The sequence below is a fragment of the Flavicella marina genome (genome assembly GCF_009193215.1).
Classification (GTDB): Bacteria; Bacteroidota; Bacteroidia; order Flavobacteriales; family Flavobacteriaceae; genus Flavicella; species Flavicella marina.
The window spans coordinates 329,158-345,787 of record NZ_VYVA01000002.1 but is presented as its reverse complement, the minus strand read 5'-3'; the positions used below and the strand labels follow the sequence as shown (position 1 = coordinate 345,787).

Genomic DNA, 16,630 nt, shown 5'->3' with positions numbered 1-16,630 from the left:
TAAGCTATTTGACTCAATAAAAACCCATTCCACACAACTCTTTGACAGATTGTAAAACTGTTAATAACAATCAGTATTTTACATACCTTCACTTCTTTTTGTATTGTTTTTATTTTTAAATTGCCAGCAATTAATGCTATGAAATTCGCGAACTACGATACGAAAACAAATGCTTTTACATACCTCTTCCCTATTGCATACAATCGCAAAAAAGAGGTAATAAGTAATCATCGTAATGTGTTTTTCTAAATTCAAATAAGTAGTTGACTTTTACAAAAAAAAAAAAAAAATGAACAAGATTTACCTTTTATTTTTCACTATTGCTTTCATCTTTTCAATTAACGGTAACGCTCAAATATCTTTTGTAGATGGATATTATATTGACAATACGAACACAAAAATCACTGGTTTGATAAAAAATTCAGATTGGAATAATAATCCAACCAAATTTGAATTCAAAGTATCAGAACAAGCCGAAAAGCAAACATTAACCATTGATTCTGTAAAAGAATTTGGAATCAATGATTTTTCAAAACACTTAAGATATGACGTTCTTATTGATAGATCTTACAACACGAATCTCGACTTATTATCTAGTAATAAGAATCCTGTATTCAAGAAAGAAAGGCTATTTTTAAAAGTATTGATTGAAGGTGATGCTACTTTATTGATGTACAAAGACAAAAGTCTTACGAGATACTTTTACGAAACTACCGACAAAAGCATCGAACAACTTATATACGTAGAATACAAAAAAGACAATAATAATATAGCATTCAACAAAGAGTTTAGACGTCAATTGTATAATAATTTGAGTTGTACCGATATTTCTATGGACAACTTAAAACATCTAGAATATAAACAGAATGAACTATTAAAAATATTTGTCAAGTACAACACCTGTAAAAACTCAGAATTTGTAAATTTTGAAGAAAAATCAAAGACAGATCTTTTTAATTTGAACATTAGACCCGGTATAAATAGCTCTTCTTTAGCTATAAGTAATGATTATGCTCGTTCGAAAAACATAGATTTCGGAAATAAAATGACGTTTCGAATGGGACTAGAACTCGAATTCATAATGAAGTTTAACAATAACAAATGGGCCATAATAGTAGAACCTACTTACCAATATTTTACAGGAGAAGGTTCAGGACTCTTGAGTTCTAGTGACACAGAAGTAAATTATAAGTCAATAGAACTACCAATTGGAATTAGACATTATATGTTTTTAAACGAAAAATCGAAATTTTTTGTAAACGGTTCTTTCATTTACGATATTCCCTTTAATTCAAATATTGGAACCCTAGATGTTAGTTCTAAGGTTAATTTAGCTTTGGGTGTAGGTTACAATTACAACAATAAATACAGTCTAGAATTTAGATATCATACGAAAAGAGACATTTTAAAGGATTACGCAACATGGATTTCTGATTATAAAACTATGTCTGTCATATTCGGATATACACTTTTCTAACAGCTTGAATCTTTTAAATAGTTTTATATTCATTACTGGAATTGATTCGTTCCAAGTACAAGGAATAGAATGCCTTTAACTCAATAAGTAAGATATTTAGACAAACTGGTTGATGAATTAGCCAAAGGGTGGAGTTTAGAAAAAATATTTATACTTGATTAAATTACACTATTGCAATTGGTATTTTAAAAACAGAACTTAGCACTATAATATTAGTAGCTCAAGTTTTGAATAATGAACAATACAATCAAGGAATTATATAAATTTTTATTGTATCCTATGACACCCTTTTGAACGTGTATACAAACTTATCTGATCAACAAAGAAAAAGCATTCACCCAAGCAAAATGCTCGCTCAATTTTATACCAATTTAGATTCTTGGTTTTCACATCACCTAATAACACACCGCGCTGTACATAGCGGCAATATTGCTATGTGGAAAAAAATGAACAATATCAAAGTTGAGGGTTTGTAATTAGAATAGCCCCCTCCTAGCCAATTCCTAAAATTTATATTTAAATTGCTGCAAAAAGAGTGCTATGAATTTAGACAAGCAAAAAATTCTGAACCCCAATAGTGATTACGAAAGGCATTCTGAACTGACGCGATTATTCGAAAAACAAATAGAATTAACACAAGAGGATTTAAATCTCTTAAACGCATGTAAAACTGAATCCTATGAAAGCATTGGAATCATTGGCTGTCTGTTAAAAGAGGACAGCAATATTAACAACGCACGCCTTCTAATCGCTAGTTTGCATCAGTACAATGACAATCTGGTAGATCGAGCAATTCAAATCTTAAACAGAACCGATACGGAGATCAAAACATTGATTGAACAATTATCTATACGATTTATTCAAGAAGCAGATGAACTTTCTGAATACGAAAACAAAGTATATTTTATTCTATTTGAATTATTGTCAGATCTTGAAGAAACTGAATAAATTGTGAGGTACGATAAACTAACTAGCATCAAATGATACTCTTTTTTTACAAAAAACTTCTCAGACAAACTCACCAATAAAATCTATCTTAATTTTATAACATTATGGAGGTAAAAACAATAGAATTATTCGGTAAGCCCTTGTTCAATTTGGTGACAATAACAGCACCCATAAAAATGGCTACACCTATGCCAGAAGACGAAGCGGCGTTTGTATATATTTTAAAAGGTGGATGTATTGATTATTCAGAAACCGATGAAATTCATCTTAGTGAGAAGCAAGCGTTACTCGCAAAGTGTGGTAATAGTTCATTTTGTACAACAGCTATTAACGGCATAACAGATTACCAAGCTATCGTAGTTAAATTTCACAAAGAAGTATTTGACAAGCTTTATTTTAATTCACACTCACCTCTTTCTAACAAAAATTCTCATGAATTACTTGTGAATTCTGCGATGATAGACAGCAATATTCTATTAGAACAGTATGCTTCTAGCCTAGTTTCCATATTTGACAACCAAGAATTGGTAAATGAAGAATTACTTGAATTAAAAGTTAAAGAGCTCATCTTATTACTCCTTAATTCAGACAATTCTTCAGAGGTATTGGGAATTATGACCAATCTCTACAAAAGAAAAACGTTTGCTTTTAAAGAGGTGATAAACGCACATATTTGTTCTTCGCTAGGTATTGAAGAATTGGCACAATTGACAAACCAAAGTTTATCGACTTTTAAAAAAACATTTAAAGAAATTTACAACGACACCCCAAACAACTATCTTATTGGGAAACGTATTGAAAAAGTTGCTCAACTGATAACCGTATCCAACGACTCACTAAGTAATATCGCTTATGATTGTGAATTTAAAACCTTAGCTCACATGTCTAGAGTTTTCAAGAACAAATATGGTGTCTCTCCTTCAGAATACAGATCAAACTTCTCAGACAAATAGAAAAACTTTACAGACGAATCCTTGCCACATTCAACACATAAATTTGCTTTAGATATAAAGTAAATTATGAAAATAAAGCGATCTATAATAATAATGCTATTTACATTATTAATTACTGCATTTAATTCAAAAGTTATGGCACAGAATAAAAAAAAATATTCAGAAATTAAAACAATTAGAACAAGCGAAACCATGAACATTTCTGCAGATTCTGTTTGGAACATCATCAAACATCCAGATATATCTATTTGGAGCACTTTACTCGACAGCACAGATTATTTTGGTCCTGAAATTTTTGAAGGTATTACATGGAGTAAAAGAGTGAGTTCTGTGAACTCAAAAGGCCATCATAAATCCCACGAAGATCTAATTGTATATACCCCAGAGAGTCGAATCATCAGATTTGCTTCAACTAAATTTCCTAAATTTATTATTTCAAATGAGACGCAATATGAAGTTATCGATACAGGACACAACAAATCTGTTGTGAAAATCACAACAGTAATGTATATGAAAAAATTTCAAGCTTTCTTTTTAAAGAAGCCTATGTTAAAGGCAATAAACAAAAACGCAAATGGGATTTTTTACGATGTAAAATATTATGCTGAAAAAGGTGAGCTATCTCCATCAAAAAAAAATAGAATACAACAACTCCAAAATGAGCAATTAAAACAAGAATCAAAATTTAAAATTGTAAAAGAAACATTGACAAGTGACATTGTTTATGTTTCTGCAGACTCACTTTGGGCTATTTGTAGAGAATTCGATAAAACAGCCGAATGGACTTCAACATTGAATCACTCCTATGGATCTGGTGAATCTCGTTTTGAAGGCGCAACCTGCTCTACCAGAACCTGTGAAACGAACATCAGTAAAGGGAATAAAGTAACGGAAGAGCTGATATTATTTAGTGATGAAAACAGAGAATTAGCTTATAATTTAACTGAAGGAACTCCTGGATTTATTTCATTAGCAAGCAACCATTGGAAAGTAGTAGAAATTAGTAAAAACCAATCAAGAATAGTAATGGACATAACTATGCACATGAAACCTATATCAGGTTTCTTTTTGAGTGGATTGATTACCCAACAAATGAAAAAACAAGTAAGAATTGTACAAAATGAATTAAAAATTTATGCTGAAACCGGTGAGGTCTCAGAAGCTAAAAAAAGACAATTAGAAAACCACAGACAAAATGAATAAAGCAACAGAAAACAAAAGTAAACTATTATCAATATCAAACAATTTAATGGTACCAGATGTAGATAAAACACTTAATTATTATAACAATCTTGGGTTTGAAACTGTTTATAAATCTACCAACAATGATATAGCCTATTGGGCTTATATTAAAAAAGATAATATCGAACTCTTCTTACAGAGTACGACTTCGCTTACCGAAGAATTTCCTGAATTAGAAAATCAAAAAAATGGAGCAGCCTTAACGCTATGGATAAGAGTTGAAAATATTGTACAATGGTACGAAGCAATAAAAAACAAAGCTGATGTTATTAGACCTCTTGCGGTTACTCCTTACAACGGTGCGAATGAATTTGTAATCCAAGACATTAACGGATTTATTTTACATTTTTCTGATTTCGATTTACAAAAAGAATTAAACACATAGAAAGTCACATAAAAACATACTAATTTCATCATGAAAACACTAAAAACACACCTTATTTTAAATGCAGCTTTTTCAGGGTTCAGTGGATTACTACTAATCTTTTTCTCAAAATACTTTTCTTCATTGTTCCTTATTGAAGATACTTTAGTTTTTACTATAACAGGCTTAGGTTTGGTGTTTTTTTCATTCTATGTATTTTTGATTGCTCTAAAATTTTTGAACAACAAGAAGTTAGTAAACAGCATATCATTATTAGATGTCTCGTGGGTCATTGCAAGTTTCTCTATTATTCTATTCCGTATGTTTCATATCTCTTTCATCGGAAACTTAATAATAGGTATTATTGCAATTTGGATTTCATATCTTGCATTTATGCAAATCAAACATAACAAGAAATGATAAGCATAAAAACCTACAATGATTACTACATTTAAAGAACTAGCGAATATTCCTAATGAAGTCCTATATCATGAACATGAAAACGGAATTAGTTCTCCTCGCTGTGTGTTGGGATATTTTGTTTTCTTTTTAGTAGGTTTGAAGTTCTAATAAAATAGACCTTTGCTAAATTATTCTCAAACAATAAACTTCAATGATGAAATCTCTTTTACAACCCCTTATTCTCTTAGTCTGTTTTCTAAATATTTCTATTTCAAAAGCAGAGGAATTAAAAAAAGAAACAACGCCAACAATTACTGTAGCACTAGATTTAACCAAAGTAAAAAACGATTTGGTTCCGGTTACCTTATACATCCAAAATCTAGATAGCAAATCTATAATATATAGACTTCCAAAAGTGGTTCAAGGCACCTATGCTATCAGTGATTTTGGAAGGTTCGTACATGAATTTAAAGCATACGATAAAAAAGGAAAAGAACTTGATGTTTCTAAAAAAGACATCAATTCATGGCAAATAAACAAAGCGAGTAAACTGTCAAAAATCACTTATTATATTCAAGACACTTTCGATTTAAAAGAAGGTGAGTTTAAAAATATACCTCAGTTCCCTGCAGGAACAAACATTGATCCTGACAATTACGTGTTAAACCTTCATGGTTTTATCGGATATTTCGAAAATTTAGAAAACAACAAATACAACATAAAAATTAGTGCCCCAGATAGTTATAAGTTCTCTACTGGTTTAAAAGTAGCATCTAGTTCTATTGATTACAAAAGTAAAACAACCATTACCAATTTCTCAGCATCAAGGTATTTCGAAGTAGTAGACAACCCAATCATGTATGGCCACATTGATATTGAAAAATTCACTATCCATGATATAGAAATTGTAATCAGCTCTTATTCACCGAACAAAAAATATACCGCTAAAGAAATAAGAAACGTAGTAGAAAACACTATGAAAGCTCAAATCAACTACTTGAAAGACTATGGTAGTACTACTTCGAGATACGACATCCAAATTTACTTTTTTGATGGAAAAGAAATAAATCCAGAGGACTACGGAGCTTTAGAGCACCATACATCAACCGTAATGGTTATGCCTGAAAACACTCCAAAAGACGAATTATTTGACGACTTAAAATACTTTATTTCTCATGAGTTTTTTCATACGATAACTCCACTTAGTATTCACTCAGAAGACATCCATAATTTCAATTACCACAATCCGAGTTTTTCTAAGCATTTGTGGCTGTACGAGGGTGTAACTGAATATTTTGCTAAACTATTTCAAGTAGACCAAGGACTCGTTACTGAAGAAAAATTTTACAGTATTCTATCAAAAAAAATAAAGCGTTCAAAAAAGTACGATGATACGATGAGTACTACTTTGATGAGTGAAAATATTCTTCATGAACCTTACAGTAAAAATTACCCAAACGTATATCAAAAAGGAGCACTTATTGGAATGTGTTTAGATATCTTAATTCGTAAAGAAAGTAAAGGCGAAAAAAGCTTATTAACTTTGATGAAAGCATTATCCGACACATACGGAAAAGAAACTCCTTTTAACGATGACGACCTTTTAGAAGAGATTACAAAATTGACCTATCCATCGATAGGAAATTTCTTTACAAATTATTTAGAAGGAAGCACACCTATCCCCTACCAAAACTATCTAGACATGGTTGGACTCGTTTTATTAGATGATAAGGTCATTGCAAATGAAAACGCCTCTGAACTCCAATTAGAAACTAGAAAACATTGGTTAAACAACAGCAAAAACATCGTAGTATTCGAGCACGTGAATGTTATCCCGATGACTGAAAACAAGGTTTTAAAAGACCAAAATGTAGTAGTTATTGACGGGAAAATTATTAGTATCAGTCCTAGCACCAATGCAATAGCATACAAGGCTACTACTAGTATTGACGGTACAGGAAAATACCTTATTCCTGGTTTATCAGAAATGCACTATCATTGGAGAGACACAAAAAGTCCAATCGAAAATGAATTCAAATTATTACTTGCCAATGGTATCACTACCGCAAGAAATATGGCTGAATACGGTGGTCAAGACCATGTAAGCATAAGAGAAAAAACAAAAAACGGAGGCATTTTAGGTCCAAATTACTTTACAACTGGTCCTTACTTAAGCTATGACGAATTAAAAACATTCGACGCTATAGAGCGTATTGTAAAAGAACATCAACAAAAAGAATATGACTTTTTAAAAATTGGTGACGGTGTCGACATTCCAAAAGAAAATTATTTAAAACTATTGGATGAAGCATTCAAACACAATGTAACTGTGATTGGTCATGGACAGCATAATCTTCCTTTAGAATACTCATTAAGAATGAAATCTATCGAACATGTAGAAGAATTTATTTACATTTTTCAAGAGGGCAATGTTTACGAAAATGTTGATAATTTTGAAAATTCTAAAATACTTATCCACGACAAAAAGTACTTGAACAATGCTGCAAAACAAATCAAAGAAAGCGGAATATACGTTGCCCCCACTTTGGTTATTTTCGAAATGATTCTGCAATACTTTGATGATCAAAAATTCGAAGCTTTACAAAAACATCCAGAATCAAATTATCTAACACGTGGTGAATATCAAAAATACCTTACTGAAAAGAACCATTATCGGGTACAACTAAAAGACATACAAATCGTAGGTATAGACTCAGATATATTTTTTCAGAACTTTTATGATTGGATGAAAAAATTCACAAAAATTTTAAATGAGCATGAGGTTCCTCTTCTAACAGGAAGTGATACTTTTGGAATGGTTGTACCTGGATTCTCTATACACAAAGAATTTGAATATTTACAAGATTCTGGCTTAACTCCTTATGAAATATTAAAAGCAAGTACAGTGAATGCCGCTAGGTATTTAAACACCATATCTATGGAAGGGACTATCACAACTGGTAAAAATGCAAATCTGGTTTTGTTAAATCACAACCCATTAAAAGATATAAAAAACACGAAAAGCATAGAAGGTGTGATGCTAAAAGGAACCTATTTTAACAGATCAGAATTGGATGTATTCTTAAAAGAAGTTGCCAACTTCAATGCTTTAGAAAGATAATTTGTATTCTTTTTTTAAATTCAATAAATCATTCTATTAATCCCCTAACAAAAAACAATCAGTTCAATTTACTTAAAATTCAAAACTGACTTTTCATTTTTCTTTAAAACATCACTAAATAACATATCGTCTTGATAATAAATTAATAACGTATTATTTTGTAAATTACTTTCAAAAATGAATAGGTATTTATTTTTAGATAACAACGACAGAAATAAAGTACCTCACGCTAATTATCAAAAAACATTGAATTATTATGAATCAAGAAAGTAAATGCCCTTTTCATGGAGCGAATTCACAGACAAAAAATGATGTGCTAGACTGGTGGCCAAAAACCTTAAACCTTGACATTTTACATCAACACGACAAAAAGACCTCTCCGTTTGATGAAGACTTTGATTACGCAACAGCATTTAAAAAACTTGATTTAGAGACCGTAAAAACTGATCTTAAAGACTTAATGACAGATAGTCAAGATTGGTGGCCTGCAGACTGGGGACATTACGGTGGTTTAATGATTCGTATGGCCTGGCATGCAGCGGGAACTTATAGAATAGCTGATGGACGAGGTGGTAGCAACACAGGTAATCAACGATTTGCTCCATTAAATAGTTGGCCAGACAATGCAAACCTTGACAAAGCAAGAAGATTGTTATGGCCTATCAAAAAAAAATACGGAAATGCACTTTCTTGGGCTGATTTAATCATATTGGCAGGAAACATGGCATATGAATCTATGGGATTCAAAACTTTCGGATTTGCAGGAGGTCGTGAGGATATTTGGCACCCAGAAAAAGACATTTACTGGGGTGACGAAAAAGAATGGTTAACAAAAGATCGTTATAGTAGTGAAGCTAGTGAATCTTTAGAAAACCCTTTGGCTGCAGTAGAAATGGGATTAATTTATGTAAACCCTGAAGGTGTTGATGGAAAACCCGATCCTTTGAAAACTGCTAAAGATGTGCGCACAACTTTTGCTAGAATGGCAATGAATGATGAAGAAACAGTTGCACTAACAGCAGGTGGACATACAGTCGGTAAAGCTCATGGAAATGGAGACGCCAGTAAACTGGGTTCAGATCCGGAAGGAGCTAACATCGAAGATCAAGGTTTAGGTTGGTTGAACCCTAGTGGAAAAGGAAATGCTGAAGATACTATAACCAGTGGCCTTGAAGGAGCTTGGACCTCTACTCCTTACAAATGGAACCACTCTTATTTTCATTTGTTACTTAAATATGATTGGGAACTAAGTAAAAGTCCAGCTGGAGCTTGGCAATGGGAACCAAAAGACATCGATCAACATGACATGCCGATTGACGCACACGATGCTAGTAAACGTCAAAACCCAATCATGACAGACGCAGATATGGCTATGAAAGTTGACCCAGAATACAGAAAAATCTCAGAAAAATTCCATAAAGATCCAGAATACTTTAAAGATGTATTTGCACGAGCTTGGTTTAAATTAACACATCGTGATTTAGGACCGAAAACTCGATATTTAGGAGCTGATGTTCCGAATGAAAATTTAATTTGGCAAGACCCAATCCCAACGGTAGATTATACATTAAGCGAATCAGAGATTAAAGAATTAAAAGAAAAAATTCTTTCCAGTGGTTTAACATCATCAGAACTAATCAATACGTCTTGGGATAGCGCTAGAACATTTAGAGGTTCTGATTATCGTGGTGGTGCAAATGGTGCAAGAATACGTTTAGCCCCTCAAAAAGATTGGGAAGGAAACGAACCAAAACGATTACAGAAAGTTCTAAACAAACTAGCTGAAATTCAAGCATCATTTAGCAAAAATATAAGTATTGCTGACTTGATAGTCTTAGGTGGTTCTGCAGCCATAGAGAAAACGGCACAAGCGATAGATCCTTCAATTACAGTACCGTTTACACCTGGAAGAGGTGATGCTTCTAAAGAAATGACAGATGCAGCTTCGTTTGATGTGCTTGAGCCTTTACACGATGGTTTTAGAAATTGGACCAAGAAAAAATATGCAGTTTCTGCAGAAGAAATGTTACTTGACAAAGCACAATTACTGAAATTATCTGCCGTAGAAATGACAGCATTAATTGGTGGTATGCGAGTTTTAGGAACAAATCATGGAAGTACATTACACGGAGTTTTCACAGACAATATAGGTACTTTAAGTAATGATTTTTTCGTAAACTTAACGGACATGAAGTACACATGGAAACCAATCGAAGAAAATCTTTACCATATAATTGATAGAGCTTCAGGTACAGTAAAATGGACAGCAACCAGAGCTGATATTATCTTTGGTTCGAATTCAGTACTTCGCGCATACAGTGAATTCTATGCACAGGATGACAACAAAACAAAATTTGCTAACGACTTCGTTAATGCTTGGGTAAAAGTAATGAATGCTGATCGTTTTGATGTCAACTAAAACAATTATAAAATTGAAATCAAAAAGCGTTGCGTGCTTTTTGCTTGGATTACTATTTAAGTAACCAAGCAAAATCACTACAACAAAACAATGATATACCAAAAAGTATACGACTTTTGAAATATTGTATAACAATGTAAGTACCAATGAGGTCTACCTTTGTATTACTAAATAATTCAAACAAATAGACGTCATGAAACACACACAATTTGGTAAAAAGGGATGGACTCCTGACAGAATAAAAAACTTAAAAGGAAAAGTGTTTGTGGTTACAGGTACTACAAGCGGAACCGGATATGAAGCTTCAAGAATACTGTTGTCAAAAGGAGCAAAAGTGGTAATGCTTAATAGAAACCTTAAAAAGGCAGAAAACACAATTGAATCTTTGAAAAACGTACTTGGAAATGCAATAGAGGTAGTCAATATAAAAATGGATTTAGCAGAACAAGAATCCGTAAAAAATGCAGCTAAGGAAATATTAAAAACAATCCCACAAATAGATGCGTTAATTTGCAATGCAGCTATAGCGCAAGTACCTAATCAAGTTTTAACTGTTGATGGTTGGGAAAGTCAAATGGGAACAAATTTCTTCGGTAATTTCACATTACAAGCTTTGTTATTTCCACTTATTGAGAAATCAAATGGAAGAATTGTTACCGTTGGAAGTCTTGGCTATGATATGGGAATTAAAACCATCAAATTTGATGATTTGAATTGGAACGAAGGTTATACTCCAAATAATGCCTATAGTCAAAGTAAGTTAGCACAAATCATGTCAATATACGAACTACAAGACAGACTAAAAGAAGCACACAACTCTAAAGTCAAAGCATATGCTTGTCATCCTGGATCATCACGAACAAATCTTATCAATTCAAGCGGTAGTTTTATGATGAAGTTCATCTTCAATTTAATGAAATTATCACCACTTACACAATCTGCAGAGAGAGGAGCTTACCCACAATTAATGTGTGCAACTGAACCTGAATTAGACGAAAAAGGTTTTTATGGCCCTACAGGTAGAAATAATTGGACAGGCCCTGTTGGTGCACATACATTAAAACCTCACGCAACAGACAAAACCATATCAAAAAAACTTTGGGAGCTATCGGAAAAAGAAACAGGTATTCAATGGAATTTTTAATATAGTAACCATGAAACACTTTAAATCCTTATCTTCTTATCTTGAATATCTCGAGCTTCCTGCTCCTGAGCATCCAATGTTAAGCATTTTTTCCTCGAAAGAAAATGGTTTTCTACCATGCCCTATTAAAAGCTCACCTCCTATTACTAATGACTGTTATTCGATTAGTTTAAAAAAAATAATCAAAGGAAATTTAAATTATGGTCGTACCCAATACGATTTTGCAAATGGTGCATTAATTTTTATTGCTCCAAGACAAACGCTACAATGGGACGAATCTGTTATTTACGATCAAAAAGGGTTTTCAATAAATTTTCATGAAGATTTTTTAAAAGGAACTGCATTAGATACTCAGATTAAAAAATACAGTTTCTTTTCCTATTCAGTAAATGAATCTTTACATTTATCTCCCAAAGAAGAACTACAATTAGAATCAATTGTTAAGAACATAGAAATTGAATACCTAAACAATCAAGATGGTTTTAGTAAAGAGATTATTATCTCTCATCTCGATACCTTATTAAAGTATGCAAATCGTTTCTACGAAAGACAGTTTTTAAATAGGAAAGAAATATCGACTATCCTTTTAGAAAAATTCAACAGAAATCTATCTGCATATTTTGATTCAAATCAATTGCAAGAAAATGGCATTCCTACTATTGAAAAAATTGCAAAAAAAATGGCTGTATCTCAAAGATATTTAAGTGATACGTTAAAAAAAGAAACTGGTAAAACGACTACCGAACATTTGCAACTACACATTATAAATAAAGCAAAAAGTTTTTTATTACATCCCGATAAAAGTATTGCTGATGTAGCCTATGATTTAGGCTTTGAATACCCGCCTTACTTTTCACGATTATTTAAAAAAGTTGAACATATAACTCCAACCGAATACAGAGAAAAATTCAAACAAAATTAAACATATGGAACTATTAAAACTCGCTACAGAATGGGCAAAATCTGAAGTCTTCTCAACACGTTTTTTTATTTTATTTGCCATTCTCTTTTTAATTGCAAGTAGCGGCTTCTGGCAATTAGGAAAAACAGATTTAGCAAAAGCTTATGTCCTACCTACTTTAGTAGCTGGGCTATTACTCATGACAATTGGGTTAGGTTTGTTTTACACTAACAAATCAAGGATTACACAATTTAAAAAAGCACACCAAACAAATGAAAATTCGTTTTATAAATCTGAAATAGAAAGAACAGAAAGTACTTTAAAAGAATATGCTGTTGTTTTCAAAGTAATTCCTATTCTAATTTGTTTAGCAGCCATAACACTGTTATTCACGGGAGCACCGATCTGGAGGGCAATTTGTATTACCACCATTGCCATGTTAACCATTATATTATTAGTTGACGGAACCGCCTACGCTAGAATTGAAACTTACCATAAAGAATTAAAAGTACTAAAATAAACGTACTAAAAACACTTCATATAATAAAGATATACTCCATATTCAGTAAAAAACAATATAACTATTCAATATTGCCTCCTTATTCCATTTATTCACAAAAAGATGGTAATATCGAGTCACATCAGATAATTTCAGTTAATTTTTGTCAGTTCTAAAGTTCTAATTTTAAAAAAAATTAGAGCACTCATGAAAATTACATCTTTAATTATCACTTTAACCTTTGCTGCTGCTTTTTTTTATGGCGAAGGAATACTAGCACAAAACGATAGACCTAACATCATTATTATGATGTCTGACGATCAGGGATATGGTGATATTGGTGCACATGGTAACCCTTATTTAAAAACACCAAACATTGAAAAAATTGGAAAGCTAGGTTTAGAAATGTCACATTTTGTAGCCTCACCCAATTGTTCAGCCTCTCGTGCTAGTTTAATGACAGGTAGGTATCCATATAGAACTGGTGTTACTGCTGTTACACAAGTCGACCATTTTATGAACAGTTCTGAAATTACGTTAGCAGAAATTTTAAGCAGCAACGGATACCAAACCGGGATATTTGGTAAATGGCATTTAGGCGATCATTTCCCTATGCGTCCAACAGATCAAGGTTTTCAAGAAGCGTTGGTTCACAAAGGAGGAGGAATAGGTCAAGCTGCAGGTCCGGCTGGGAATACATATTTTAATCCTGTTTTAGAACATAATAATGTTTCAAAAAAATACCAAGGGTATTGTGATGATATCTTTACAGATGCCACGATCAATTTTATAAACGAAAACAAAACGCAACCATTCTTTGCTTTTCTTTCTACAAATTTGCCTCATTTTCCGTTACAAGTTCCTGAGTTCAGAGCAGAACCTTACCGACAAATTGGCTTGCATGAAGACAATGCGCTTACCTATGGTATGATCGACAATATCGACGAAAATGTAGGAAGAGTCTTAAAAACTTTGAAAAAACTGAAACTTGATAAAAACACCATTGTTATTTTCTTATCAGACAATGGCCCAAGACATCGAAGAACTAAAAACGATGCGTACCCTGGGAGATGGGTTGCGAATTTACGAGGAACCAAAACAAGTGTATATGACTGTGGAATTCGCGTGCCGTTTTATGTAAGCTGGCCCAATAAAATTAAGAAGGGACAAACATCAAAAACTATGGGAGCTATTATTGATGTAATGCCAACACTATTGGATGCATGTCAAATTGAGACTCCAAAAGAAATTCAATTAGACGGTACATCTTTACTCCCTTTATGGGAAAACAAAGTAACTACACTTGATGACAGAATATTTTTTACACAAATGCACTATGGACCAACTCCCTTCAAATACATGCATTTTGCAGCTCGAAGTCAGAAGTACAAGTTAGTTAGTCCTCATAACTTCCCTCATGGTATTGTACATCAACCTACAGATTTTCAACTAAAAAACGTTTTAGAAAATTTAGAGTTATATGACTTAGAAAATGATCCAAGTGAACGAATTAACATCGCTGACAAACATCCGGATATCGTAGAAACGATGCTGGAAGCCTATGAAAATTGGTTCGATACAACCACAGAAGAAAGAGAAGCGAAAGGGATTCAACGCATTTGTATTGGTACAAATGCTCAGCCAAATGTAATTCTTTCTCGTTTTGATTGGGGTGGACCAAGAGTCATCTCACGATTTGACTATGGTGGTGCACATGTAATTGAAGACAACAAACTTGGTCATTGGCGTGTCACAACTGAAAAAGGGAACTACACCATTTCTTATGATTTACCTGAAATTACAAAAGATGGAATGGCTCATTTCAAATACAATGATATCCATTTAAAACAACCAGTAAAAGCAGGACAGAAGAAAATCACTTTTGAAAAAATAGCACTTCCAAAAAGCAGCGGGAACTTGCATGCCTATCTAAAAATAGAGAGATTAGCAGAAGGACCATTATTCGTAAACATTACCAAATTAAATTAATCTAACACCATTACCCATGAAAATTATAAGTTTTGAATTATTCAAAGTTCCACCTAGGTGGCTATTTCTTAAAATTGAAACAGATCAAGGAATTGTAGGTTGGGGAGAACCTATTGTAGAAGGGAAAACGGATACCACAGCAAAGGCTGTTGAAGAACTTATGGAGACGTTAATTGGTAAAGACCCCTTACCTATTGAAGACCATTGGAACACTTTATATCGAGGAGGTTTTTATCGTGGCGGTCCTGTATTTATGAGCGCTTTATCTGGTATTGACCAAGCTTTATGGGACATCAAAGGAAAATACTACAACGCTCCTATCTACGACCTATTGGGTGGTAAAACAAGAGATAAAATAAAAGTATATTCTTGGATCTATGGAGACAATGGAAAAGAGATGGGAGCAGCTGCGTTAAAAGCGAAACAAAGTGGATTTCAAACAGTGAAAATAATTGGAACAGACCAAGCTCAATTTATTGATTCCTACAAAAAAATCGACAAGGTATTAGAACGTGTCGCTGGTTTGCGAGACGCTGTTGGTTATGATTTAGATTTCGGTATTGACTTTCATGGAAGGTTACACAAGCCAATGGCTAAAATAATGGCCAAAGAATTAGAACAATACAAACCAATATTCATAGAAGAGCCTGTGACTCCAGAAAACAATGAAGCCTTGAGAGAAATAGCTAATGTCACTTCTATTCCATTGGCTACAGGAGAAAGAATGTTTAGCAGATGGCAGTTCAAAGAAATTCTTTCTAACGGAACTATCGATATTATTCAACCAGATTTATCACATGCAGGTGGTATTACCGAGTGTAAAAAAATTCTCTCAATGGCAGAAGCCTTTGATGTGGCAGCGGCACCGCATTGTCCCCTAGGACCAATAGCATTGGCATCTTGTTTTCAAATCGATACATCTTGTTACAATGCTTTCATTCAAGAACAAAGTTTAGGCATTCATTATGGTGGTGAAGATGATTTGTTAAAATACATCAAAGATAGATCTGTCTTTGAATACAAAGATGGCTATGCAGATATTCCCAAAGGACCTGGTTTGGGAATCGAAGTTGACGAAGATTATGTTCGTGAAATGGCTAAAACCGGACATAATTGGAGAAATGAAGTGTGGAGACATGAAGACGGAAGTATTGCAGAATGGTAAAATCAA

The 16,630-nt window shown here is 33.0% G+C and carries 13 protein-coding genes and 1 pseudogene; all 14 read left to right on the top strand.

Translation table 11 applies throughout. The annotated features are described in order from the left end of the window. Positions 1-289: 289 nt before the first annotated feature. The 14 genes and pseudogenes from F6P99_RS06340 to dgoD all read left to right on the top strand — a co-directional run bounded on the left by F6P99_RS06340 (position 290) and on the right by dgoD (position 16,624). Positions 290-1,477: a tRNA modification GTPase gene (locus tag F6P99_RS06340; RefSeq protein WP_226913030.1), complete on the top strand. Its 1,188-nt coding sequence runs from the start codon at positions 290-292 to the stop codon at positions 1,475-1,477. 90 nt (positions 1,478-1,567) lie between these two features. After that, positions 1,568-1,639 (top strand): annotated as a pseudogene (locus F6P99_RS13540) (DUF2200 family protein); the annotation flags it as partial. Between the two features lie 378 nt (positions 1,640-2,017). Beyond that, positions 2,018-2,425 (top strand): hypothetical protein, encoded by a 408-nt coding sequence (locus F6P99_RS06330; protein WP_152286620.1) that lies wholly within the window; start codon positions 2,018-2,020, stop codon positions 2,423-2,425. Positions 2,426-2,529: 104 nt separating this feature from the next. Next, positions 2,530-3,378 (top strand): helix-turn-helix domain-containing protein, encoded by an 849-nt coding sequence (locus F6P99_RS06325; RefSeq protein WP_152286619.1) that lies wholly within the window; start codon positions 2,530-2,532, stop codon positions 3,376-3,378. Between the two features lie 135 nt (positions 3,379-3,513). Continuing rightward, positions 3,514-4,581 carry an SRPBCC family protein gene (locus F6P99_RS06320; protein ID WP_193316012.1) on the top strand — a complete coding sequence of 356 codons (1,068 nt, stop codon included), beginning with the start codon at positions 3,514-3,516 and terminating at the stop codon, positions 4,579-4,581. Continuing rightward, on the top strand, positions 4,574-5,005 hold the full coding sequence (locus F6P99_RS06315) for a VOC family protein (RefSeq protein WP_152286617.1): 432 nt from the start codon (positions 4,574-4,576) through the stop codon (positions 5,003-5,005). Before F6P99_RS06320 ends, F6P99_RS06315 begins: the two co-directional genes overlap by 8 nt. A 417-nt stretch (positions 5,006-5,422) precedes the next feature. Continuing rightward, on the top strand, positions 5,423-5,554 hold the full coding sequence (locus tag F6P99_RS13495; protein WP_262884978.1) for a hypothetical protein: 132 nt from the start codon (positions 5,423-5,425) through the stop codon (positions 5,552-5,554). 43 nt (positions 5,555-5,597) lie between these two features. After that, positions 5,598-8,507, top strand: coding sequence for a M61 family metallopeptidase (locus F6P99_RS06310; protein WP_152286616.1), 2,910 nt, complete (start codon positions 5,598-5,600; stop codon positions 8,505-8,507). Positions 8,508-8,763: 256 nt separating this feature from the next. Next, entirely contained in the window at positions 8,764-10,926 is a 2,163-nt protein-coding gene (gene katG, locus F6P99_RS06305) for a catalase/peroxidase HPI (RefSeq protein WP_152286615.1), read from the top strand. Between the two features lie 193 nt (positions 10,927-11,119). After that, complete coding sequence (locus tag F6P99_RS06300) at positions 11,120-12,070, top strand: SDR family oxidoreductase (protein WP_152286614.1); 951 nt, start codon at positions 11,120-11,122, stop codon at positions 12,068-12,070. A gap of 10 nt (positions 12,071-12,080) precedes the next feature. Next, positions 12,081-12,992, top strand: a complete 912-nt coding sequence (locus F6P99_RS06295; RefSeq protein ID WP_152286613.1) for a helix-turn-helix domain-containing protein — start codon at positions 12,081-12,083, stop codon at positions 12,990-12,992. Positions 12,993-12,996: 4 nt separating this feature from the next. After that, the gene (locus F6P99_RS06290) at positions 12,997-13,491 is read left to right on the top strand and encodes a hypothetical protein (RefSeq protein ID WP_152286612.1); all 495 of its coding nucleotides are present in this window, start codon (positions 12,997-12,999) and stop codon (positions 13,489-13,491) included. Positions 13,492-13,677: 186 nt separating this feature from the next. Then, a complete protein-coding gene (locus tag F6P99_RS06285; RefSeq protein WP_152286611.1) occupies positions 13,678-15,459 on the top strand; it encodes an arylsulfatase in 1,782 nt (593 codons plus the stop codon). Between the two features lie 16 nt (positions 15,460-15,475). Further along, entirely contained in the window at positions 15,476-16,624 is a 1,149-nt protein-coding gene (gene dgoD / locus F6P99_RS06280; RefSeq protein ID WP_152286610.1) for a galactonate dehydratase, read from the top strand. The last annotated feature ends 6 nt before the right edge of the window (positions 16,625-16,630 follow it).

Coding starts and splice junctions, on each gene's coding strand:
- F6P99_RS06340 (WP_226913030.1), top strand. CDS start 290: ATGAACAAGATTTACCTTTTATTTTTCACTATTGCTTTCATCTTTTCA.
- F6P99_RS06330 (WP_152286620.1), top strand. CDS start 2,018: ATGAATTTAGACAAGCAAAAAATTCTGAACCCCAATAGTGATTACGAA.
- F6P99_RS06325 (WP_152286619.1), top strand. CDS start 2,530: ATGGAGGTAAAAACAATAGAATTATTCGGTAAGCCCTTGTTCAATTTG.
- F6P99_RS06320 (WP_193316012.1), top strand. CDS start 3,514: ATGGCACAGAATAAAAAAAAATATTCAGAAATTAAAACAATTAGAACA.
- F6P99_RS06315 (WP_152286617.1), top strand. CDS start 4,574: ATGAATAAAGCAACAGAAAACAAAAGTAAACTATTATCAATATCAAAC.
- F6P99_RS13495 (WP_262884978.1), top strand. CDS start 5,423: ATGATTACTACATTTAAAGAACTAGCGAATATTCCTAATGAAGTCCTA.
- F6P99_RS06310 (WP_152286616.1), top strand. CDS start 5,598: ATGATGAAATCTCTTTTACAACCCCTTATTCTCTTAGTCTGTTTTCTA.
- katG (WP_152286615.1), top strand. CDS start 8,764: ATGAATCAAGAAAGTAAATGCCCTTTTCATGGAGCGAATTCACAGACA.
- F6P99_RS06300 (WP_152286614.1), top strand. CDS start 11,120: ATGAAACACACACAATTTGGTAAAAAGGGATGGACTCCTGACAGAATA.
- F6P99_RS06295 (WP_152286613.1), top strand. CDS start 12,081: ATGAAACACTTTAAATCCTTATCTTCTTATCTTGAATATCTCGAGCTT.
- F6P99_RS06290 (WP_152286612.1), top strand. CDS start 12,997: ATGGAACTATTAAAACTCGCTACAGAATGGGCAAAATCTGAAGTCTTC.
- F6P99_RS06285 (WP_152286611.1), top strand. CDS start 13,678: ATGAAAATTACATCTTTAATTATCACTTTAACCTTTGCTGCTGCTTTT.
- dgoD (WP_152286610.1), top strand. CDS start 15,476: ATGAAAATTATAAGTTTTGAATTATTCAAAGTTCCACCTAGGTGGCTA.